Source organism: Streptococcus merionis DSM 19192 (genome assembly GCF_000380085.1).
Classification (GTDB): domain Bacteria; phylum Bacillota; class Bacilli; order Lactobacillales; family Streptococcaceae; genus Streptococcus; species Streptococcus merionis.
Genome location: NZ_KB904542.1, coordinates 47,465 through 68,858, shown reverse-complemented (window position 1 = coordinate 68,858; position 21,394 = coordinate 47,465). Strand labels below are relative to the sequence as shown.

21 protein-coding genes and 1 pseudogene are annotated in these 21,394 nt (G+C 41.3%); 18 read left to right on the top strand and 4 right to left on the bottom strand.

Going from position 1 to position 21,394, the window contains the following annotated elements; all coding sequences use genetic code 11:
* A pseudogene (locus A3I5_RS12795) lies at positions 1-143 on the bottom strand (ISL3 family transposase); the annotation flags it as partial.
* Positions 144-291: 148 nt separating this feature from the next.
* Here A3I5_RS12795 and A3I5_RS0104460 point away from each other — a divergent pair.
* The 3 genes from A3I5_RS0104460 (at position 292) to A3I5_RS0104445 (ending at position 3,597) form a co-directional block, all read left to right on the top strand.
* Positions 292-1,083, top strand: a complete 792-nt coding sequence (locus A3I5_RS0104460; protein ID WP_018373426.1) for an ABC transporter permease — start codon at positions 292-294, stop codon at positions 1,081-1,083.
* 748 nt (positions 1,084-1,831) lie between these two features.
* Entirely contained in the window at positions 1,832-2,515 is a 684-nt protein-coding gene (locus tag A3I5_RS0104450) for a response regulator transcription factor (protein ID WP_018373424.1), read from the top strand.
* On the top strand, positions 2,500-3,597 hold the full coding sequence (locus A3I5_RS0104445; protein ID WP_018373423.1) for a sensor histidine kinase: 1,098 nt from the start codon (positions 2,500-2,502) through the stop codon (positions 3,595-3,597). The genes A3I5_RS0104450 and A3I5_RS0104445 overlap by 16 nt, the downstream gene beginning before the upstream one ends.
* Before the next feature lie 35 nt (positions 3,598-3,632).
* Here the strand turns inward: A3I5_RS0104445 and tnpB are convergent, their stop codons facing one another.
* A complete protein-coding gene (gene tnpB / locus A3I5_RS12580) occupies positions 3,633-3,800 on the bottom strand; it encodes an IS66 family insertion sequence element accessory protein TnpB (RefSeq protein ID WP_231869660.1) in 168 nt (55 codons plus the stop codon).
* 700 nt (positions 3,801-4,500) lie between these two features.
* Here tnpB and pcsB point away from each other — a divergent pair.
* From pcsB to A3I5_RS0104365, 15 genes are all read left to right on the top strand, one after another.
* Positions 4,501-5,751 carry a peptidoglycan hydrolase PcsB gene (pcsB, locus tag A3I5_RS0104435; RefSeq protein WP_018373421.1) on the top strand — a complete coding sequence of 417 codons (1,251 nt, stop codon included), beginning with the start codon at positions 4,501-4,503 and terminating at the stop codon, positions 5,749-5,751.
* A 546-nt stretch (positions 5,752-6,297) separates the two neighbouring features.
* The gene (locus tag A3I5_RS0104430; RefSeq protein ID WP_018373420.1) at positions 6,298-7,257 is read left to right on the top strand and encodes a ribose-phosphate diphosphokinase; all 960 of its coding nucleotides are present in this window, start codon (positions 6,298-6,300) and stop codon (positions 7,255-7,257) included.
* A gap of 622 nt (positions 7,258-7,879) precedes the next feature.
* A complete protein-coding gene (fabM, locus tag A3I5_RS0104425; protein ID WP_018373419.1) occupies positions 7,880-8,668 on the top strand; it encodes a trans-2-decenoyl-ACP isomerase in 789 nt (262 codons plus the stop codon).
* A 95-nt stretch (positions 8,669-8,763) separates the two neighbouring features.
* Complete coding sequence (gene fabT / locus A3I5_RS0104420) at positions 8,764-9,198, top strand: fatty acid biosynthesis transcriptional regulator FabT (protein ID WP_018373418.1); 435 nt, start codon at positions 8,764-8,766, stop codon at positions 9,196-9,198.
* On the top strand, positions 9,198-10,172 hold the full coding sequence (locus A3I5_RS0104415; protein WP_018373417.1) for a beta-ketoacyl-ACP synthase III: 975 nt from the start codon (positions 9,198-9,200) through the stop codon (positions 10,170-10,172). The genes fabT and A3I5_RS0104415 overlap by 1 nt, the downstream gene beginning before the upstream one ends.
* A gap of 59 nt (positions 10,173-10,231) precedes the next feature.
* A complete protein-coding gene (locus A3I5_RS0104410) occupies positions 10,232-10,456 on the top strand; it encodes an acyl carrier protein (protein ID WP_018373416.1) in 225 nt (74 codons plus the stop codon).
* A gap of 113 nt (positions 10,457-10,569) precedes the next feature.
* Positions 10,570-11,550, top strand: a complete 981-nt coding sequence (fabK, locus tag A3I5_RS0104405) for an enoyl-[acyl-carrier-protein] reductase FabK (RefSeq protein WP_018373415.1) — start codon at positions 10,570-10,572, stop codon at positions 11,548-11,550.
* A complete protein-coding gene (fabD, locus tag A3I5_RS0104400; RefSeq protein WP_018373414.1) occupies positions 11,543-12,469 on the top strand; it encodes an ACP S-malonyltransferase in 927 nt (308 codons plus the stop codon). Before fabK ends, fabD begins: the two co-directional genes overlap by 8 nt.
* A 156-nt stretch (positions 12,470-12,625) precedes the next feature.
* A complete protein-coding gene (gene fabG, locus A3I5_RS0104395) occupies positions 12,626-13,357 on the top strand; it encodes a 3-oxoacyl-[acyl-carrier-protein] reductase (protein WP_018373413.1) in 732 nt (243 codons plus the stop codon).
* 180 nt (positions 13,358-13,537) lie between these two features.
* A complete protein-coding gene (gene fabF, locus A3I5_RS0104390; RefSeq protein WP_018373412.1) occupies positions 13,538-14,770 on the top strand; it encodes a beta-ketoacyl-ACP synthase II in 1,233 nt (410 codons plus the stop codon).
* Entirely contained in the window at positions 14,771-15,244 is a 474-nt protein-coding gene (accB, locus tag A3I5_RS0104385; protein ID WP_018373411.1) for an acetyl-CoA carboxylase biotin carboxyl carrier protein, read from the top strand.
* A complete protein-coding gene (fabZ, locus tag A3I5_RS0104380) occupies positions 15,241-15,720 on the top strand; it encodes a 3-hydroxyacyl-ACP dehydratase FabZ (RefSeq protein WP_018373410.1) in 480 nt (159 codons plus the stop codon). The genes accB and fabZ overlap by 4 nt, the downstream gene beginning before the upstream one ends.
* A gap of 203 nt (positions 15,721-15,923) precedes the next feature.
* On the top strand, positions 15,924-17,288 hold the full coding sequence (gene accC, locus A3I5_RS0104375; RefSeq protein WP_018373409.1) for an acetyl-CoA carboxylase biotin carboxylase subunit: 1,365 nt from the start codon (positions 15,924-15,926) through the stop codon (positions 17,286-17,288).
* 248 nt (positions 17,289-17,536) lie between these two features.
* Positions 17,537-18,403 carry an acetyl-CoA carboxylase, carboxyltransferase subunit beta gene (accD, locus tag A3I5_RS0104370; RefSeq protein ID WP_018373408.1) on the top strand — a complete coding sequence of 289 codons (867 nt, stop codon included), beginning with the start codon at positions 17,537-17,539 and terminating at the stop codon, positions 18,401-18,403.
* Positions 18,400-19,170, top strand: coding sequence for an acetyl-CoA carboxylase carboxyl transferase subunit alpha (locus A3I5_RS0104365; RefSeq protein WP_018373407.1), 771 nt, complete (start codon positions 18,400-18,402; stop codon positions 19,168-19,170). Before accD ends, A3I5_RS0104365 begins: the two co-directional genes overlap by 4 nt.
* Before the next feature lie 162 nt (positions 19,171-19,332).
* Here A3I5_RS0104365 and serS read toward each other — a convergent pair whose 3' ends face one another.
* Positions 19,333-20,607, bottom strand: coding sequence for a serine--tRNA ligase (serS, locus tag A3I5_RS0104360; RefSeq protein WP_018373406.1), 1,275 nt, complete (start codon positions 20,605-20,607; stop codon positions 19,333-19,335).
* Between the two features lie 35 nt (positions 20,608-20,642).
* Entirely contained in the window at positions 20,643-20,867 is a 225-nt protein-coding gene (locus tag A3I5_RS0104355) for a hypothetical protein (protein WP_018373405.1), read from the bottom strand.
* Positions 20,868-21,394 lie beyond the last annotated feature (527 nt).

Below are 21,394 nucleotides of genomic sequence, written 5' to 3'. Positions count from 1 at the left end.
CCGCTACAATGCTTGCATAGAGGAGGTATATAATCTAGTGTAGCTCTGATAAGGATATGGGTATCATATTTCATGATTTCGTTTAGTTTGATATTTTTATCTTTCATTCCGATGAGTTGTGTGGTATGATTGATGTGTTCCATAAGATGCTTTCTAATGAGTTGGTTAGCGCTTTTCATTATAAGTCTTATGGGACTTTTTGTGTACTCAAAAAGCCCTATACTATCCAAAGTGGAGTTACCCACTACAGATAGTATAGAGCCGTTTTCTTTCACTTAACGGGAGGAAATTATGAAAACTAAAGTAATTAGTCAGAGTATATTATCGGAATTTTTAAAAATTATTTATAATAAGGCAACACAGATAGTACTTCCGATCATTATCATTCTGCAACCTATGTTAGCCTACATGAGCGCAAAGCAAGTTTTATATGTTGGTTTAGATGCAACTCCAGAAACAGATAGCAATTTATTAGAAGCTATCCCACCAATAGAGTATATTGGATTTGACACGATACTAATTGGTTTGTTTGCGATGATAATTTTAGGAGCAGTATTTGGAAGTTTAGAATTTAAAAAGAATTCTTTAAGAACTACATTATTGTTACAGCCAAATAAAATGATTTTTTTTAAATCAAAAATGTTGGTTTCAATGCTTTTTATTTTCTTTATGTCCTTTATTTCAATATTTATTTCTATTGCTTGTAGTCAATATGCATTAGGAGCTAGTGGACTAAATCCCATAATCCTAAATAGTAAAGTTTGGTATTTTATAATTTTAGGAACGATTTCTTGGACACTAATTACTATGTTATCTTATTTTGTAGCATTTCTTTTTAAAACATCTGTGGCTCCATTAATATTTTTAATTCCTCAGCTTTATAATATTGGTGAATTTTTAGCTGATAGAATAAGTATTGCTAGATTTTTACCTATTTCATTGGGACAAGACTTAATCGCAACAACTCCATCAAGATTAACCTCAGTTCCCGCAATTAGTATAGCGCTACTTGGTTTATGGGTGGTATTAGTAGCTACCATCGGATATTATCGTTTTATTAGAATAGACGTAGGTACAAAATGATTAAGATTTTAAAAAGTGAATACCTCAAAATTATATACAACAAATGGTTGTTATCATCAACATTATTAACAATTGTTTTGGTACCGATTTTTATTATTTATTTACATGAAAATCCTAGTGAAATAACTAAAAAATATGTCCTAAGCCAAATACTAGAAAGTTATTATCTTGGTCAGTCAGGAATAATAATTATTACCATATTGAACATAGGACAAGAGTTCACAAAATCGACATTACGAACCTCAGCAATATTTTGCCCAAATAGAGTCAAATTTTTGTTTTCAAAACTGTTTGCATTAATATCTTTAATGTTACTAATATGGGGTGCAATTGCTGTAGTCTCTATATTAGTTGTAAAAACTTATTATGGATTAATACTGTTTAAAGATATCTTAGTATTGACTATGAATGTATCGATTGTTTCATTAAGTCTAGTATTAATCTGCTTTAGTTTAGTAATTTTAACAAAATCGTTGGTATTCTCTTTGGGAATTTCTTTATCATTTCTGTTAGGATTGGGCCAGATATTATTGCAATTTAGCAAATTTCTTTTGTATTTTCCAATACTTTCAACAATGAATACTTTTTTACTAGTGGATAGTCCGGTATTTCTCTCGTCATTACATGGGATTATAGTCCAAAATTTATGGGCAATGTTTATGTTGGCACTGTCTAGCTACATTTTTGTTAGAAGAGGAATACGATAATAAAATTTATAATATCCCTAAGTTTATGGTAATATTTAATTATGGCAATGAAAGTTAAGTATAAAATTATAGTTATTGATGATGATGAAAGCATTCTCCGTTTAATAAAGAATACTCTGGAGCGTTCAGGCTTTGAGGTAACTGCATTACTAGGAATTGACAGTATCGATATCTGTACGTTTGTAGGGTTTGATTTGATTTTATTAGATATAATGATGCCTTTAGATGGGCTAGAGATTTGTAAAACAATACGTAACAAAGTTGATGTACCAATAATATTTGTAACAGCTAAGCATCTAGAGACTGAGGTCCTAGACGGAATTAAAGTTGGTGCAGATGACTATATAAAAAAACCATTCAGTATAGTAGAATTAGTTGCAAGAGTAAAAATGCACCTCCGTCGTGAGGAGCGAAATAAATTAAATTCAAGACTTCTTATTTTTGGAGACTTATTAATTGATGAAGATGCTCAAAATTTGTCAATTAAAAATGAAGTCGTTCCCTTGACAAAAAGAGAATTTATACTTTTGCATACGTTAGCCAGCAATCCCCATAGAATATTTTCAGTTGAAGAGCTTTATGAGAGGATATATCCTTCTGAGTCAGATACTCAATTCCGTTCAATAGCAGAATATATATATCAAATACGTTCCAAGTTAAGACCTTTTTCAATTAATCCGATAAAAACACAGTGGGGAGGTGGGTACTGTTGGAGCGTAGATTAGATTTTGAAGGGTTAGTAAAAAAAACAAAGCGGACTATTATTAGACAATTTTGTTTGAGTGTAGTTATTGCGTACATCATTCCTATCTCTGCTATATCGGTAGATTTCACTAAGGATTCTCAACAAATAGGTCATGAATTATTCAAAGTGATTTTTAATGTGTTTTCTTGGCTTTATATATGTATTTCACTGCTAATCATTTTAACTTTTAATATAAGACGTTTTTTTAAGACGATCAAAAATGAAATGAATATTGTTTATCATCAAAGTATATGGCTTTCTTCTAATAATTCCTCCTCGAGTTTGACACTTCATGAATTTATAGAGACAAATAAACGAATAGAATTAATGCAACAGAAAATTAAAAACATGATTGAAATTGAAAAACACCAAAAAGAGGATGTTCTTTTTAGAGTTTCTGCAATGGCCCATGATCTAAAAACACCTCTGACTGTAATCAAAGGTAACTCCGAGTTATTGCAGCTTGTTGAACTATCTGAAGTTGATCAACAATGTGTTAAAGATATAGAGAAAGCAAGTAGTCAACTTGAAAATTATTTTAATCAGTTAATCAATTATTCTAAGACGCTTTATGATGAAGAAGTAGTTTTAAATAAATTTAATGTTAAAAATTTAGAAAAAATAATTCAACAAGAATGTATATATCTGATAGGAGAAAAAATTGATTACGAATACACTTCATATATAACTACGGATTTTAAAGTGAATATTGATTTAGATTTACTCATTCGCTCTGTGACTAATATTATCAATAATGCAATTTTTTATGCAGATGATAGTGGAAAATTTGTAAAAATCACTCTAAGTGAAGATAGTAGATATTTAATAATTGGTATTTGGAATAACGGATCTGAGTTCTCTGACGATGTTCTATCTAATTTTGGTAAGTTATTCTATAGAGAGGACATTAGTAGAACATCTCAGATGCAACACTTTGGCATTGGATTAGCCTTTGTAAAACAAGTTATGGATCGCCATTCAGGCGAACTAATTTTAAAAAATACTAATCCAGGAGCTTTGGTTGAAATGTTAATCCCCAAAACCATTACATTAGGGAAATGATTATGAAATATGAATGACAGTTGTAATGCTTGAGTTTATTTGTTTCCGAAGAAGAGAGAAACAGCACCTGAAAAGGGATCTAACTCATGTTGACTTTTGATAAGATAGTCGAGAGAGTCAATGCCTTGACGCATATCTGTCTTGTCACAGACAAGGTAGACGGGTTCTAAATCACTGAAGCGAATGGCTTGTAATGATATCAAAACTCCTCCAATTCTAATGGATAAGAACAGTATATTGGGAGGAAGAGGAGACATGCTAGATACCTTGTTATCGGGCAGTTACGATACTCAATGAAAATCAAAACTTTTACTTAACCATTTTCGGCGAGCAATTTTTTAATCATGGCAACTAAGTCTTTGAATGATATCTTGTAGCTGACCAATCACATCTTCTAGTGTTTTGCAGGCTTTGTTAAGTATGATCTAAAGTGTGTTAACGGTTTTGAAGGATAAGATGGTTATCGTATACCATCTTTAAACTAAATTTATAGATCCTCATTTAAAAACAGTCTATCAAATATCCTGTCAGACCCTCAACTATACATCTTCAAAAATTTTTGTAAAACACAAAAATATACTTAAGGTGGAGAAGCTACATCTGTATTAGAGCAAATGATGATTAAGACGCTATTTTTAAAGGATAAAAGGTTTTAGTAAGTAATTCTGGAACGGGCTGTTCCACTCTTGGTTCAAATAATACTCGAAGAAACTTATATTACTTCTAGTTTAAAATAAGATATCAACAATAAAGAGATTAAATTAGAACCTGATTTAGTAGCTAGATTGTTATTTCCCGAATGCGATAGATATATGATTGTAAAGAACCCGTAACATACTGAGGCGATCTTTTTGTTATAATATAATCTGGACTTATATTAACGAGGAGAACTCTACTAGTAATATGAAAAAACAATTTTTAACGACAGCATTGTTAAGTACAATGGTATTAAATTATGTAGCTCCCATCTCTACCGTATTTGCACAAGACACTGATTCAAAAATTTCTGCAGTTGAAAGTAAAATTTCAAATCTCAATTCTCAGCAAGCAGCGGCCCAAGCACAAGTTAACGCAATCCAATCTAGTGTTGACAAGATTAAGGCTGAGCAAGGACGATTGACTGCGGAAAATGAAAAGCTTCAAGCTGAATCTGAAGCGCTCTTTGCTGAGATTCAAGTTCTGTCAGAGAACATTGTGGCGCGAAACGAAGCATTGTCAGCTCAAGCGCGTTCAGCTCAGACAGAGGGAACTGCTGTTAACTACATTAATACTGTTTTGGACTCAAGCTCAATTGCAGATGCAGTATCTCGTGTTACTGCGATGACTGAAATTATTTCTGCAAACAATCAAATGCTTGAGCAGCAAGAAGCAGATAAAGCAGCGATTGAGAAAAAACAAAAAGCGAATCAAGAAGCTATTAATACAATCGCTACTAATCAGAAAAAACTTGCTGATGATGAGCAAGCCTTGAATACACAACAAGCTGAATTAGAGGTGGCTAAGCTAAATCTTGCAGCGGAGCTTTCAACTGCTGAGGGAGAAAAGAAATCTCTTTTAGAGCAAAAAGCAGCCGCAGAAGCAGCTGCAGCAAAGGCAGCTGCAGAAGAAGCGGCATATCGTGCAGCTCAGCAAGCGCAAGCGCAGGCTTTACAAGCATCTGCTGCTGGGGCTAGACCAACAGTACTTTCAGGAGTTAACACGGTAACAAATGCTGGTGATACTTCAGGTGCTTCTGCTGCAACTTTATCAGATTCAACAGTGCCAGCTGCTAATACAGCGACACCAACTAATACAGCAAAGGTCACTTATTCGGCTGCGAATACTTATCCTGTTGGTCAGTGTACATGGGGTGCTAAAGCTCTTGCTCCTTGGGTTGGTAACTATTGGGGCAATGCAGCTCAGTGGCCAGCTTCTGCTCAAGCCGCGGGCTACTCAGTTGGTACAACGCCTGTAGTTGGTGCAGTAGCTGTTTGGCCTTATGATGGTGGAGGTTATGGACACGTAGCTGTTGTTACTGCTGTCCAATCTGCGACGAACATTCAAGTGTCAGAATCTAACTATGCTGGTAGCCAATCAATCTCAAACTACCGTGGCTGGTTTAATCCAACTGCTGGTACATGGGGTGGCGGTACTGTCTTGTACATTTACCCATAGTTAAAGAAGTTAGTACTTTAAATAATAAAAGGTTAAGCAACGGCTTTATTCCTCATTTGAAGAGGAGTGCGGCCGTTGTGCTTTTTTGATAACGAGATCTAAAAGCGAGGATTGTCAAACTGTAAGATGTTGATATAGTAGTTTGGTACAATTACATTTCAGTAAGGGGGCTCATGCTTTGCTTTTGAGGGACTCTTGCTCTGCTTTGACTTTATTTGAGCACACATCAATAGTCCAAAGGTCTTGTTAATTTTGAAGAAAGAAGGGTATGAGATAATCTAGTGACTTATTTTATACTCTTTGGAAATCAAAAGAGTACTTCGTCAACTTGTCTTGATAAGATTCAGTCTATCTGCTTTTGATTATTGGCCCGAACTCAGAAATAAAGGAGTAAGGGCAATCGATTTGATGAATCACGATTGATCCCACTTTCTTTTTTGAAAAGCTTTTTACGTTCAAATTTATCGGAATATCATTTGAATTATCCTTAAAAAAACGTTAGAATAGAGCTAGCGGAAGTTTTCGTATTTTAAGATGGAGGGCAATATGTCATATGTAAACTTAAAACTTTTTTCGCTTTCGTCCAATCAGGAGTTAGCTAAAAAGGTGGCAGACACGATGGGAATCACACTTGGGAAATCGACAGTACGTCATTTCTCTGACGGTGAAATTCAGGTCAATATTGAGGAGTCAGTGCGAGGAATGGAAGTTTACATTCTTCAGTCAACGTCATCACCAGTTAATGATAATTTGATGGAAATTTTGATTATGGTCGATGCTTTGAAACGTGCGAGTGCAGAGTCTATCAACATCGTGATGCCTTACTATGGCTATGCCCGTCAAGACCGCAAAGCACGTGCTCGTGAACCAATCACTTCCAAGCTAGTTGCTAATATGCTTGAGGTTGCTGGTGTTGACCGTCTGTTGACTATTGATCTTCATGCATCTCAAATCCAAGGGTTCTTTGATATTCCGGTGGATCATTTGCTGGGGGCTCCTCTGATTGCGGATTATTTTGAGCGTCGCGGTATGATAGGTGCTGACTATGTTGTGGTATCGCCTGATCATGGTGGCGTGACTCGTGCCCGTAAGCTGGCAGAGTTCTTGAAAACACCTATTGCCATCATTGATAAGCGCCGTAGTGTAGACAAGATGAATACCTCTGAGGTCATGAATATCATCGGAAAAGTTGATGGCAAGACCTGTATCTTGATTGATGATATGATTGATACTGCTGGGACGATTTGTCATGCAGCAGATGCTTTAGCTGAAGCTGGTGCAGTAGAGGTCTATGCGAGTTGTACCCATCCAGTGCTTTCAGGCCCTGCCATGGATAATATTCAAAAGTCAGCGATTAAGAAGTTGGTCGTTCTTGACACTATTTACACACCTGAAGAGCGTTTGATAGATAAGATCGAGCAGATTTCAATTGCTGATTTGTTGGCGGATGCGATTGTCCGTATTCATGAAAAACGTCCACTTTCTCCTTTATTTGAAGGAAAATAGATATTTTGATATGAGGCTGGAACAAACGTTCTGGCCTTAATATTGTATGCAGACTAATATGTTAAATGCAGGGGTTGGGACCTATGCCAACTTACTCTTACTCCCAACCCCTGTGAATGATAAGTTTGACCAAACGAAAGGATTTGAACCTAGACCCTGTTTCCTTCTCATATTGTGGTTGTGGGCGGAGCTTGGTTTTTCGCCAGTTGTGATGTTCTAAAAACCTGTGAAATCCAGATAAACTGGTCTCTTTCCTAGGCTTTTCTTGATAGGTGACAGGAATGACGGCGACGATTTCTCCACGTTTGATAAATTCTTCAAGAAAGCTCTTTTTGATAGCATATCCTGACTGCGTAGATAAAGCATCTGAATGAGACTAGTGGTTGCATGAGAGCGCCTCTTGATAACTTTGAGATAGAGCAATAGTGTGTTTTCATAGGACTAGCACGTATAATTGGTATTTGATTTGAGAGTGTTATCAGTTGGTAGGACTTGATTCTACTTCAATAGTTAGGTTCTTTTGGGCTGTCACAAAAGAAGATAGTTTGATTGTTGAATTAAATTTGTATTTCGGTTAAAATGTTAACTAATTGAAAAGCAAGACTGATTTGGGGGTCAAAATATGTTTCATACAATTTTATACCAAGTGGAAAATGGCGTTGCTACCTTAACATTAAATCAACCAGAAATCTCAAACGGTTTTAATGTCTCTGTTTGTGATGACATTTTAAAAGCGATAGCTTTGGCGGAGCAAGATGAGTCGGTAAGGTTGCTCCTTATTAATGCTACTGGAAAGATTTTTTCAATAGGGGGTGATTTGGCAGAGATGCAAAGGGCTGTAGATAACGATGATATTGCCTCTCTTGGACGTATTGCTGAGCAGGTCAATGACATTGCCTATGCCTTGAAACGCCTTCCAAAACCAGTGGTGATGAGTGTTGATGGTCCTGTGGCTGGTGCTGCCTTTAATTTGGTTGTAGCAGCTGATTTTTGCATTGCTTCAGATAAGGCGCGGTTTATCCAGGCCTTTGTGGGAGTGGGGCTGGCTCCAGATGCGGGAGGTCTCTATCTGCTGACACGCTCGATTGGCGTTAATCGAGCAACCCAAATTACGATGACTGGTGAACCTGTAACAGCTGAAAAAGGTTTCGAATATGGTTTTGTCTACAAGGTTTGTGAGGTAGCAGAGCTGGAGAAGACTACAAAACGTTTAATCAGCAAATTGATGCGAAACTCAGCTAATTCTTATAAAGCTATTAAGGAAATGGTATGGCAGAGTGAATTTTCTGCTTGGTCTGACTATGCAAAATTAGAAGTGGGATTGCAAAAATCACTCGCTTTTACAGAAGATTTCAAAGAAGGAGTACGGGCTTACACAGAAAAACGTCGTCCAAAATTTATAGGAAAATAGTAAATAATTCATTTGAGACTTGCCAAATGGTCTTCATTCTGATATACTTTGATTGTCAAATATTTTAATGGTGTATCTTGTATAAGGAGGAAGACGTGAGTAACGAATTGGTTAACGAATATTTAACTTCAATTTTTAACAATGTCTTAATTATTGAGGAGAATAGTTTAAGAACGAGTCGTTTTAAGGATCTTTCGATTAAAGAGATGCATACACTTGATGTGGTTGGAACAATTCCTGACTGTACGCCATCTGATGTCGCAAGGACTCTAATGGTGACTCTAGGCACAGTGACGGCTAGTTTGAATCGTTTGGAAGCAAAGGGCTATCTTGAACGCATACGGTCAGATAAAGATCGTCGGGTTGTTCATCTTTATTTGACAAAAAAAGGCCGTCTCATCTATCGTTTGCATCGTAAGTTCCATCAAAGAATGGTGGAACAGATTACAGATGGCATGTCTGAGGATGAGTATGCGGTAATGCAAAAGGGGCTTCTGAACTTGCATGCTTTCCTAGAGGAGCTGAAATAATGCCTTTTGCAAGAATTAGTCATGTCGCCCATTATGTCCCCGAACAAATCGTGACGAATACTGATTTGGCTGCGATGATGGATACTAGTGATGAGTGGATCGCTTCTCGTACAGGTATTCGTGAGCGTCGCATCAGTCAAAATCAGCAGACTAGTGATTTGGCGACAGAAGTTGCAAAGCAGTTACTGACACGGTCAGGGTTAGAAGCTCAGGATTTAGACTTTATTCTTGTTGCTACGATTACACCAGATTCTATGATGCCATCGACTGCTGCGAGAGTTCAAGCTAATATTGGTGCTAGCAAGGCTTTTGCTTTTGATATAACAGCAGCGTGTTCAGGTTTTATTTTTGCTTTGTCCACGGCTGAGAAATTGATTGCATCAGGAATATATAAGCACGGTCTTGTGATTGGTGCTGAGGTTTTATCCAAAGTGGTAGACTGGCAAGATCGTCGAACAGCTGTTCTGTTTGGTGATGGTGCGGGTGGTGTGCTTCTGGAAGCTAGTCCAGAGAGGCAGTTTCTATTGGAATCCTTGCATACCGATGGTGCTCGTGGAGAAGCTCTAAAGTCTAGCTATCAAGGTCTGGCCTCACCTTTTTCAGTGGAGCAAGAGTCGCATCTTAGCCTGGAAATGGACGGACGTGCTGTCTTTGATTTTGCTATTCGTGATGTGGTTGCCAGCCTTAAGGAGGTTCTTGGCCGATCAGATTTGGCTCCAGATGAAGTGGATTATTTTCTCTTGCATCAGGCTAACAATCGTATGCTGGATAAGATGGCTAGAAAGTTAAGCGTTGATCGCAAGAAGCTACCCGCCAATATGATGCGCTACGGCAATACCAGCGCTGCCAGCATTCCGATTTTGCTTTCGGAATGCATTGAAGAGGGAACTATTACCATAGGTAGTGGCCAGAGACTTGTATTAGCAGGTTTTGGTGGTGGCTTAACTTGGGGTGTCCTTCTCTTAACCATTTAGTTCATAATTGGTGGAAACGCCATTTATAAAAAATATTTTTTAAATAAGGAGTTAGACTTATGGCAGTATTTGATAAAATACAAGAAATTATCGTTGAGGAATTAGGGAAAGAGGCAGAAGAAGTCAAATTGGAAACTTCTTTTGAAGAGCTTGATGCGGATTCACTGGATATCTTCCAAGTAATTTCTGAAATCGAAGATGAGTTTGATATTTCCATCGAAGCAGAAGATAGCTTGAAAACAGTTGGTGACTTGGTTGCTTACGTTGAAGAGCAGACAAAATAGAGAAACAAATAGAAGTAAACGCGAGAATATCATTACTGATATTCTCCCTTGTTTAGTAAATCATTTGATAGTCAAATGATTTACTAAGCGAATTAAAGTGAGAAAAGGTAACTATGAAAACACGGATTACAGAATTGCTTGATATCAAATACCCGATTTTCCAAGGTGGGATGGCCTGGGTAGCAGATGGTGATTTAGCTGGAGCGGTTTCAAATGCTGGTGGTCTTGGTATTATTGGTGGTGGAAACGCGCCTAAGGAGGTTGTTAAGGCTAATATAGATCGCGTCAAATCCATCACGGATAAGCCCTTTGGTGTCAATATCATGCTTTTGTCTCCTTTTGCGGATGATATTGTTGACCTTGTTATCGAAGAGGGCGTTAAGGTGGTGACAACTGGTGCGGGTAATCCTGGCAAGTACATGGAACGTTTCCATGCTGCGGGGATGGTCGTCATTCCCGTCGTTCCAAGTGTAGCGTTAGCCAAGCGTATGGAAAAAGTTGGTGCTGATGCTGTCATTGCTGAAGGGATGGAAGCTGGCGGTCACATTGGAAAATTAACAACCATGACCTTGGTGCGTCAGGTAGCTGATGCGGTATCTATTCCTGTCATTGCGGCTGGCGGCATCGCAGATGGCCGTGGTGCTGCTGCAGGTTTTATGCTTGGTGCAGAGGCTGTACAGGTTGGCACACGTTTTGTAGTCGCTAAAGAGTCCAACGCTCATCAAAATTATAAGGACAAAATCTTAAAGGCCAAGGATATTGATACAGTTGTGACAGCGGCTAACTTTGGCCATGCGGTTCGTGCTATTAAAAATAAGTTGACCCGTGATTTTGATATAGCGGAAAAAGAGGCCTTTAAGCAGGATAATCCTGATTTGACGATCTTTGAAAATCTAGGTGCTGGTGCCCTTCGTCGTTCTGTTGTTGATGGGGATGTGGATAATGGATCTGTTATGGCAGGTCAGATTGCAGGATTTATTGGCAGGGAAGAAACGTGTAAAGAGATTCTAGAGGATATCTACTACGGTGCAGCAGAAATCATCACGGCTGAGGCGCAACGTTGGGCAAGTATTGGAGAAGCAGGCAATGACTAAAACAGCTTTCTTATTTGTAGGACAAGGTGCTCAAAAATTGGGCATGGCAAGGGATTTGTATGAAACATATCCTATTGTTAAAGAGACCTTTGAGGAAGCCAGTGAAGTTTTGGCTTATGATTTGAGACGCTTGATTGATGAAGATGAAGCCAAACTGAATCAAACCCGTTTTACTCAACCAGCTATTTTGACGACGTCAGTAGCGATTCAACGTTTGTTAGCCGAAAAGGGTTGGAAGCCTGATATGGTTGCGGGGCTCTCTCTTGGTGAGTATTCTGCCTTGGTGGCCTCAGGGGCTCTTGCTTTTACTGATGGCGTGGCCTTGGTGGCTAAACGAGGAGAGCTGATGGAGACAGCAGCTCCAACGGGTAGCGGTAAGATGGTTGCGGTGATGAATACAGATGTAGCTGTGATTGAGAAAGCCTGTGAGGAAGCGCGTTTGCAGGGTATTGTTTGTCCTGCTAACTACAACACGCCTAAGCAGATAGTGATTGGCGGTGAGGTGGCTGCCGTTGATATGGCGGTGGATCTGCTCAAGAAAGCTGGGGCTAAACGATTGGTTGAGCTCAATGTCTCTGGTCCTTTCCACACGCCTTTGCTAGCGTCAGCTAGCCAGGCCTTAGCAGAAGTTTTAGAGGACGTGCCGTTTACAAACTTTACGTTACCACTGGTCGGCAATACGGAAGCTCGAGTTATGAAAGAAGATCAGATCAGAAGCCTTCTGGCACGTCAGGTCATGGAGCCTGTCAAGTTCTATGAGTCCATCAGAACCTTACAGGAGCTTGGAGCGACTCGCTTCATTGAGATTGGCCCTGGAAAGGTCTTGTCAGGTTTTATGAAGAAGATTGACAAGTCAGCAGAAGTTAGTCAAGTGGAAGATATTGCTAGCTTAGAAGCTCTGCTATCAGAACCTCTTTGAAAACCAAAAGAACAGGTCGTTAATGCCTTGATGTTTTTTTGAAGAGACAATAACTTTCGGTAATAAGCTGCTTTGTGAATTAATATCGCTAGTATATCATGCTTGCTCTTCATCAAGTAAAGATCAGGAGAATTTTATACAAAAAAGGAAATAGTGATGGAAATCAAAAATAAAAATGTATTTGTGACGGGCTCAACGCGTGGAATTGGCCTTGGAATTGCGCATAAGTTTGCTAGTCTTGGAGCTAATGTGGTGCTCAATGGGCGCAACCCCGTTTCTGAGGAAATCTTGGAGCAATTCGCAGACTATGGTGTGACAGTCATTGGGATTTCGGGTGATGTGTCTGATGGTGCTGATGCTAAGCGCATGGTGGAAGAAGCGCGAGCAGTTTTGGGATCTATTGATATTTTAATCAATAATGCCGGTGTGACGCGCGATAAGATGTTGCTCCGCATGACGGAGGAGGATTTTGAAACGGTTCTTAAGACTAACCTGACAGGTGCTTTTAACATGACACAGGCAGTGCTTAAGCCGATGACTAAGGCGCGTGAGGGGGCTATTGTCAACATTTCAAGCGTTGTTGGTCTTATGGGAAATGCTGGTCAAGCTAACTATGCGGCATCAAAGGCTGGTTTGATTGGGTTTTCTAAGTCTGTGGCGCGTGAAGTGGCTGGACGTCATGTCCGTGTCAATGTGATCGCACCTGGCTTTATCGCATCGGATATGACAGATGTGTTATCTGATAAGGTCAAGGAGGCCATGATGGGGCAGATTCCAATGAAAATGTTTGGAACAGCAGATCAGGTGGCTAATGCAGCGGTCTTTATGGCGAGTCAGGATTATCTGACAGGCCAAGTTTTGGCCATTGATGGCGGGATTTCAATGTAAACACCTAGATTTACAGTGAAAGTACCGACCTTAAAACCGTTTTCACTAGTCATCGTCGCTTTTATGAAATAGACTTTATCCATCAAAAAGCGGTCTTAACAGTCGAAAATATCACTTCTCCAAGAATTTTGCTTGTGAACCTCGGTTTTAAGCATTGAGAAAGAATAAGAGGAATCGAAAATGACAGTCAATCGTGTGGTCGTAACGGGTTATGGTGTGACATCACCAATCGGAAATACTCCTGAAGAATTTTGGAATAGTTTGAAGACTGGTCAGATTGGGATTGGAAAAATCACTAAATTTGACACAGAAGATTATGTTGTTAAAAATGCTGCTGAGATCAAGGAATTCCCTTTTGACAAGTACTTTGTCAAAAAAGATAATAACCGCTTTGATTCCTACTCGCTTTACGGCATTTATGCTGCCAAAGAAGCTGTGGCACATGCTAATTTGGATACTGCTGCGATTAACAGAGACCGTTTTGGCGTTATCTTATCAACGGGGATCGGTGGCATTAAAGAAATCGAGGACCAGGTCAATCGTTTGACGGAAAAAGGTCCAAAGCGGGTACGCCCTTTGACCTTGCCTAAAGCTCTTCCTAACATGGCAGCTGGAAATATTGCTATGGAAGTGGGAGCAAATGGGGTTTGTAAATGTGTGATTACAGCCTGTGCATCATCCAATGATGCTCTGGGAGACGCCTTTCGTGAAATTAAATTTGGCTTTCAAGATGTCATGTTAGCAGGTGGTGCTGAGGCAGCTATTACACCATTTGCGATCGCTGGATTCCAAGCTTTAACTGCTATGTCAACCACGGAAGACCCAAGTCGTGCGTCCATTCCTTTTGATAAGGAGCGTAATGGCTTTGTCATGGGTGAAGGCTCAGGTGTCTTGGTGCTTGAAAGTTTAGAGCACGCTCAAAAACGTGGTGCGACGATTCTGGCTGAGATTGTGGGTTATGGCAATACCTGTGATGCTTATCACATGACTTCGCCGCATCCAGAAGGTCTTGGGGCGATTAAGGCGATGAAACTGGCCTTGAATGAAGCTGGTATTGAGCCGTCTGTTATTGATTATATCAATGCTCATGGCACATCAACACCTGCTAATGAGAAGGGCGAAAGTGCAGCGATTGTGGAAGTATTTGGACGAAAAACACCTGTATCGTCAACCAAGTCCTTCACAGGTCATTTGTTAGGTGCTGCTGGCGCAGTTGAAGCCATTGCAGTGATTGAAGCGATGAAACATAATTATGCACCAATGACTGCTGGGACAAAAGAATTGTCAGAAGATATTGAAGCAGATGTCATCTATGGCAATGGTCGCGAGATGGCTATCAACTACGCCATTTCAAACACATTTGGTTTTGGCGGTCACAACTCTGTTATTGCTTTCAAACGTTGGGAGAACTAAATGCAAATTTCAGATATTAAGGACTTGATGGCTCAATTTGATCAGTCAAGCCTCAGAGAATTTTCTTATAGAGCTGGAGAGATCAATCTAGCTTTTTCAAAAAATGAATCACTTGCACTCAGTCCAGTCGCTGTTGCGACACCAGCACCAGCTACGACAGAAGTCTCTAGTCCAGCTGCTGTCAGTCAGCCAGCGTCAGCCGTAGCAGAAACTGATCCAATCGCACCAAGCTTGGCTGAAGGAGATGTCGTGGAGAGTCCGCTGGTCGGTGTGGCCTATCTCTCACCTGGTCCAGACAAGCCTGCCTTTGTTGCTGTTGGTGATCGCGTGAAGGAGGGGCAAACCCTTCTCATCATTGAGGCCATGAAGGTGATGAACGAAATTCCAGCACCTAAGGATGGTGTTATCACAGAGATCTTGGTGGCTAATGAGGAAGTGGTTGATTTTGGGAAAGGTTTGGTGCGAATCAAATGATTGATATTCAAGCGATTAAGGAAGCTTTACCACACCGCTATCCATTTTTACTGGTTGACCGTGCATTGGAAATGTCTGAAGATGAGATTGTGGCTATTAAAAATGTCACCATCAATGAACCATTTTTTCAGGGGCATTTTCCTCAGTATCCCGTGATGCCAGGTGTGCTCATCATGGAAGCGCTGGCCCAGACAGCAGGTGTTTTGGAACTATCAAAGCCTGAAAATAAGGGTAAATTGGTCTTTTATGCTGGTATGGATAAGGTCAAATTCAAGAAGCAAGTAGTGCCGGGAGATCAGTTGGTAATGACCGCTAAGTTTATCAAACGTCGTGGAACCATTGCGGTCGTTGAAGCGAAGGCAGAGGTTGATGGCAAATTAGCTGCTTCAGGAACGCTGACATTTGCGATTGGGAGTGGGAAAGAGCGCGAGCAATCAAAAAAGAGTTCGTTTTTCCACCCCCGCACAGTTGATTAGGCCGGATTTGGAGTGTCAAACACGAACAAATCTGCCAATCAGCAGTGGTTCATTGGCGCTAAAGCACCTAATGATCTTTGCTGGAGTAAGACTAAGTTGGCATAGCCAACAAGTCTTACTCCCAACCACTGCGCTGAGATGTTTACGCAAATTATGAGAGGTGGGGTTGGACTTTTTTCCCAGCCTCAAGATTGGGAGGTAGGATGTTTTCAAAAATTTTAATTGCCAATCGTGGTGAAATTGCGGTGCGAATCATTCGTGCAGCGAGAGAATTGGGCATCGAAACAGTAGCTGTTTATTCAGAAGCTGATAAGGAGGCTCTGCATGCTATCTTGGCAGATGAGGCCATCTGTATTGGCCCAGCCCGATCAGTCGAATCCTACTTAAACATGAACGCAGTCCTTTCTGCTGCTGTGGTGACTGGCGCGCAAGCCATTCATCCAGGATTTGGATTTCTATCTGAAAACTCCAAATTTGCCACCATGTGTGAAGAGGTTGGGATCAAGTTTATTGGACCATCAGGCCAAGTAATGGATGCGATGGGTGATAAAATCAATGCCCGTACGGAGATGATTAAGGCTCAGGTACCAGTCATTCCAGGTTCAGACGGCGAGGTTTATAATGCTGATGAGGCTTTGGAAATTGCTCAGAGAATTGGCTACCCTGTCATGTTAAAAGCATCAGCAGGTGGTGGCGGGAAAGGGATTCGTAAGGTAGAACGAGCAGAAGATCTAATCGCAGCCTTTGAGAATGCCTCTGCCGAAGCCCAAGCAGCCTTTGGTAATGGAGCGATGTATCTAGAGCGCGTGATTTACCCTGCTCGCCATATCGAGGTGCAGATCCTAGCTGACCAGCAGGGAAATGTCATTCACCTAGGAGAGCGAGATTGTTCTATCCAGCGGAATAACCAAAAAGTCTTGGAAGAAAGTCCTTCAATTGCGATTGGAAAAACGATGCGAGATGAGATTGGTGCTTCAGCTGTACGAGCTGCTCAGTCAGTCGGCTACGAGAATGCAGGCACGATCGAGTTTTTGTTAGATGAAGCTAAGGGCGAGTTCTACTTTATGGAAATGAATACCCGTGTGCAGGTCGAGCATCCTGTGACGGAGTTTGTCACAGGTATAGATATTGTCAAGGAGCAAATCCGACTTGCAGCAGGAGAGGCACTTTCTATCACTCAGGAAGAAGTGACTTTTACAGGTCATGCCATCGAATGTCGCATCAACGCGGAGAATCCCGCCTTTAATTTTGCACCGAGTCCAGGCACCATTACCAATTTGCATCTGCCAGCTGGAGGTGTTGGTCTGCGTGTGGATTCGGCTGTTTATCCAGGTTACACGATTCCACCTTATTATGATTCGATGATTGCCAAGGTCATTGTTCATGGGGAAACGCGCTTTGAAGCCCTCATGAAGATGCAACGAGCGCTTTATGAGTTTGATATTGATGGTGTCATGACCAATGTGGATTTTCAATTGAACCTCATCTCAGATGAGCATGTGGTTGCTGGAGATTATGACACAGCCTATCTGGCGGAGCATTTTTTGCCGAGCTACCAAGAGAAGTAATAAGCAGTTTTCCTATTGCTCCGCTGAAAAAAGCAGAAAATTGACAAGCAGTATGAACGATATGTAACAAGAAAGAAGTTTTGCACGTCTGAGTTTTAAAAGAATTCATTTTTTCGTTTAGTGTTCTTGAATTTTGCTTAGCGTTATTTTTCAGTGGCTCTGCGATTTTGGTTTTTTCCGAGATTAGGATTGGGAAGACTTTTCACTAAGAACAGATGGAACACTGTAGAGAATCGAAGGAGTAAGGTATGGCCCTATTTTCAAAAAAGGAAAAATACATTCGGATTACCCCCAATCGGTCAATCCGCAATGAGCCAGCTCAAACAAAGCCAGAAGTACCTGATGAGCTTTTTGGCAAGTGTCCAGCTTGCAAGAAGATGGTGTACCGAGAAGATCTGGGCCAGACTAAAACCTGTCCAGTGTGTGGTTATAATTTTAGAATCACTGCTCAGGAGCGGCTGCGTTTGACTGTCGATGAGGGGAGTTTTGAGGAGTTATTCACGGGTATTGAGACTAAAAACCCTCTGAATTTTCCTGGTTATTCTGAAAAAATTGCGAGTACAAAGGAAAAAACAGGTCTGGATGAGGCGGTCATGACAGGCTTGGCTAAGATTGATGGCCAGCAGATTGCTTTGGGGATCATGGATTCTCGTTTTATCATGGCGTCGATGGGGACGGTTGTCGGTGAAAAAGTGACCCGTCTCTTTGAACTTGCGACAGAAAAAGGCTTGCCTGTGGTAGTCTTTACAGCTTCTGGTGGCGCTCGGATGCAAGAAGGCATCATGAGTCTCATGCAGATGGCCAAGGTTTCTGCAGCGGTGAAACGCCATTCTAATGCTGGTCTGTTCTACTTGACTATTTTGACAGACCCAACAACTGGCGGAGTGACTGCTAGTTTTGCTATGGAAGGTGATGTGATCATAGCAGAGCCACAGACTTTGATCGGTTTTGCTGGTCGTCGTGTCATTGAAAATACGGTTCGGGAGACTTTGCCGGACGATTTTCAAAAGGCTGAGTTCTTGCAGGAACACGGTTTTGTTGATGCTATTGTGGCTAGGCAAGACTTGCGAGCAACAATTGCTCGTCTGCTGCATTTTCATGGAGGTGGTCAATGAGCCAAGTCAGTCGTATTATCAAATCGGCGCGTGATCAATCGCGTTTGACAAGTTTAGATTTTGCAGAACACATTTTCGATGATTTTATAGAATTTCATGGAGATCGTCACTTCCGTGATGATGGTGCTGTTGTCGGTGGTATTGGGCTTTTGGCAGGCCAGCCAGTGACTTTTGTCGGCATCCAAAAAGGGAAGAACCTGCAAGGCAACCTCAAACGTAATTTTGGACAACCCCATCCCGAAGGTTATCGTAAGGCTTTACGCCTTATGAAGCAGGCAGAGAAGTTTAAACGTCCCATCGTTACTTTTATCAACACAGCAGGTGCCTATCCTGGCCTAGGAGCTGAAGAGCGCGGTCAAGGGGAGGCAATTGCCCGCAATTTGCTTGAGATGAGTGATCTTAAGGTGCCTATCATTGCTATCATCATCGGGGAAGGTGGCTCTGGTGGAGCGCTTGCCTTGGCTGTGGCAGATAGGGTCTGGATGCTGGAAAACTCCATGTACGCCGTTCTCTCACCAGAAGGCTTTGCTTCGATTCTCTGGAAAGATGGAAGTCGTGCTATAGAGGCCGCTGAACTCATGAAGATCACCTCCTTTGAACTCCAAAAATTAGACATTGTTGATACCGTTATTCCAGAGGAGGGGCGCTCTAATCTGGAGTTGGTCGCACAAATCAAAGAAGATCTCATACAAGCTTTCGCGGAGCTTGGACAGCTCTCTGTAGAGCAGCTGTTAAATGCGCGCTACGCGAGGTTTAGGAAATATTAGATTTAGAGGAATGAGGTTTAGTGGCATTCACCCTTTTCCAACGTACCTTTATCTCGTATCTGAATGAAACGATTAAAAACTGCATGAAATCAACGTTTACTAAACATTGATTTCATGCAGTTTTACTGTTTTTAAAGTTTTTACTCAGCTCTGTCCTGGCTATTAAGGTTTAATCACCTCAACTCCTCCCATATAAGGGCGAAGAGCTTCTGGAATAGTGACGGAGCCGTCTTCATTTTGGTAATTTTCAAGGATAGCAGCAACGGTGCGGCCGACAGCCAATCCTGAACCATTGAGGGTATGAAGAAGCTTCACTTTGCCATCTGCCTCATCGCGGTAACGGATTTGGGCACGACGGGCTTGGAAGTCCTCAGTGTTAGAACAGCTTGAGATTTCACGGTAGGCGTTTTGAGCCGGAATCCAAACTTCCAAGTCATAAGTTTTAGCAGCTGAGAAGCCCATGTCTCCAGTACAGAGAGCCAATACACGATATGGAAGACCGAGTTTTTGGAGAATGTTTTCAGCGTTGGCAGTCATTTTTTCCAACTCGTCATAGGACTCTTCTGGCTTAGCAAACTTGACCATCTCTACCTTGTGGAATTGGTGGAGGCGGATAAGACCGCGGGTGTCGCGCCCAGCAGATCCAGCTTCAGAGCGGAAAGATGGGCTCATGGCTGTGAAGTAGATTGGCAGATCCTTGCCATCAACGATTTCATCGCGGTAATAATTGGTCAGTGGCACCTCAGCAGTTGGGATGAGGACATAGGGGCTGTCTGCTAGCTCAAAGGTATCTTCCTTGAATTTCGGATATTGGCCTGTACCAAACATGGAATCCTGGTTAACCATATAGGGAGGAATGACTTCAGTATAGCCTTCTTTGGCATGCTCATCCAGCATGAAGTTGTAGAGGGCGCGTTCAAGACGAGCTCCGAGGCCTTTGTAAAAGAGGAAGCGAGCGCCAGTGACCTTACCGCCACGCTCCCAATCCAAAATACCTAGATCCTCACCCAAGTCCCAGTGCGCCTTAATCTCAAAGTCAAACTCGCGTGGTGTTCCCCAACGGCGGACTTCGACGTTATCTTCTTCATCAGCGCCAATTGGTACAGAGTCATGGGGGATATTTGGGATGGTTGTGATGATAGCTGTAACCTGCTCTTCAATACCTGCTAACTCAGTATCGATGTCCTTGATTTCAGCAGAAAGAGCCTGCATAGCAGCGATCTTGTCATCTGCATTTTCTTTGTTACGTTTAGCTTGGGCAATTTCAGCTGAGACGGTATTGCGCTCTGCTTTTTTCTCCTCGGCTACGACTAAGAGCTCACGGCGCTTACCGTCTAGCTCTTTTAGAATTGCGATAGTATCTGCCTCAACACCACGAGTGGCTAATTTTTCAGCAACAGCGTTGAAGTCTGCACGAATTTTTTTAATGTCTAACATAGGTTTTCCTCCAAAATGTAATTAAATATAGTGAATTAGGTGGTAAAGTCGTCTGGACTGATCGCCACAGAAGGGAAGTGTCTTAACTGTGTCAGGTCTGTGTCCAGAGGGAGATCGTAGATGGCGAGATAGTCATTTGGAAGCTGCTCCTTGAGTGCTTTGTAGCGTTTCGAGACAGCAAGATGGTCACTAGAAGCGTAGACAACTTGTACAACGGCTTCAGACGTATCTGCAAAAGCATGAACAATAATCTGAATCATAAAGAACCTCTTCGTCTAAGATGTAAGAGAACAAAAAATGTGTGGGAAACTGAAGAAGCTACCGTTGACCCAGGAAATCAGTGTTCACAGCTTTAAGGCTACTTTTTACGCCTCAATCGTTCGGCACAGTCAGTAGATCTCCAAAAACCAGTCTCGATGTTGAAAAAGCTTTTCCTGAATCAAAGTATAAGCTGTGACTATTAAATCAAGGCCATACAGGCTAGCCTGTTTTCAGCTGTTTGGCGTGATGTCATGAATGATAGATTTTCACTCCCCTATTTATCTGGAAAGAGCGTCATCAGGCTAGCAAAAACACTCCTGCTCATGCTGGAGCGTGTTACCGCGGTTCCATCCAGCTTTCACAAAAGTGCTTGATTACTTATAAAATTGTGTCGTAACGGTAGAATTTCACATGCTTTCCTTATCTGCTCACAGCAACCGCAGACTTTCTGAAAAGGACTGGCACCCTACTTATCCGTTAGAGGTCTTGTTTGGTTTACCTTTTATGACGCTACTAACCCAGTTTG

What these genes read in the sequence shown, in the direction of transcription:
- A3I5_RS0104460 (WP_018373426.1), top strand. Translation starts at nt 292, where the DNA reads ATGAAAACTAAAGTAATTAGTCAGAGTATATTATCGGAATTTTTAAAA.
- A3I5_RS0104450 (WP_018373424.1), top strand. Translation starts at nt 1,832, where the DNA reads ATGGCAATGAAAGTTAAGTATAAAATTATAGTTATTGATGATGATGAA.
- pcsB (WP_018373421.1), top strand. Translation starts at nt 4,501, where the DNA reads ATGAAAAAACAATTTTTAACGACAGCATTGTTAAGTACAATGGTATTA.
- A3I5_RS0104430 (WP_018373420.1), top strand. Translation starts at nt 6,298, where the DNA reads ATGTCATATGTAAACTTAAAACTTTTTTCGCTTTCGTCCAATCAGGAG.
- fabM (WP_018373419.1), top strand. Translation starts at nt 7,880, where the DNA reads ATGTTTCATACAATTTTATACCAAGTGGAAAATGGCGTTGCTACCTTA.
- A3I5_RS0104415 (WP_018373417.1), top strand. Translation starts at nt 9,198, where the DNA reads ATGCCTTTTGCAAGAATTAGTCATGTCGCCCATTATGTCCCCGAACAA.
- A3I5_RS0104410 (WP_018373416.1), top strand. Translation starts at nt 10,232, where the DNA reads ATGGCAGTATTTGATAAAATACAAGAAATTATCGTTGAGGAATTAGGG.
- fabK (WP_018373415.1), top strand. Translation starts at nt 10,570, where the DNA reads ATGAAAACACGGATTACAGAATTGCTTGATATCAAATACCCGATTTTC.
- fabD (WP_018373414.1), top strand. Translation starts at nt 11,543, where the DNA reads ATGACTAAAACAGCTTTCTTATTTGTAGGACAAGGTGCTCAAAAATTG.
- fabG (WP_018373413.1), top strand. Translation starts at nt 12,626, where the DNA reads ATGGAAATCAAAAATAAAAATGTATTTGTGACGGGCTCAACGCGTGGA.
- fabF (WP_018373412.1), top strand. Translation starts at nt 13,538, where the DNA reads ATGACAGTCAATCGTGTGGTCGTAACGGGTTATGGTGTGACATCACCA.
- accB (WP_018373411.1), top strand. Translation starts at nt 14,771, where the DNA reads ATGCAAATTTCAGATATTAAGGACTTGATGGCTCAATTTGATCAGTCA.
- fabZ (WP_018373410.1), top strand. Translation starts at nt 15,241, where the DNA reads ATGATTGATATTCAAGCGATTAAGGAAGCTTTACCACACCGCTATCCA.
- accC (WP_018373409.1), top strand. Translation starts at nt 15,924, where the DNA reads ATGTTTTCAAAAATTTTAATTGCCAATCGTGGTGAAATTGCGGTGCGA.
- accD (WP_018373408.1), top strand. Translation starts at nt 17,537, where the DNA reads ATGGCCCTATTTTCAAAAAAGGAAAAATACATTCGGATTACCCCCAAT.
- A3I5_RS0104365 (WP_018373407.1), top strand. Translation starts at nt 18,400, where the DNA reads ATGAGCCAAGTCAGTCGTATTATCAAATCGGCGCGTGATCAATCGCGT.
- serS (WP_018373406.1), bottom strand. Translation starts at nt 20,607, where the DNA reads ATGTTAGACATTAAAAAAATTCGTGCAGACTTCAACGCTGTTGCTGAA.
- A3I5_RS0104355 (WP_018373405.1), bottom strand. Translation starts at nt 20,867, where the DNA reads ATGATTCAGATTATTGTTCATGCTTTTGCAGATACGTCTGAAGCCGTT.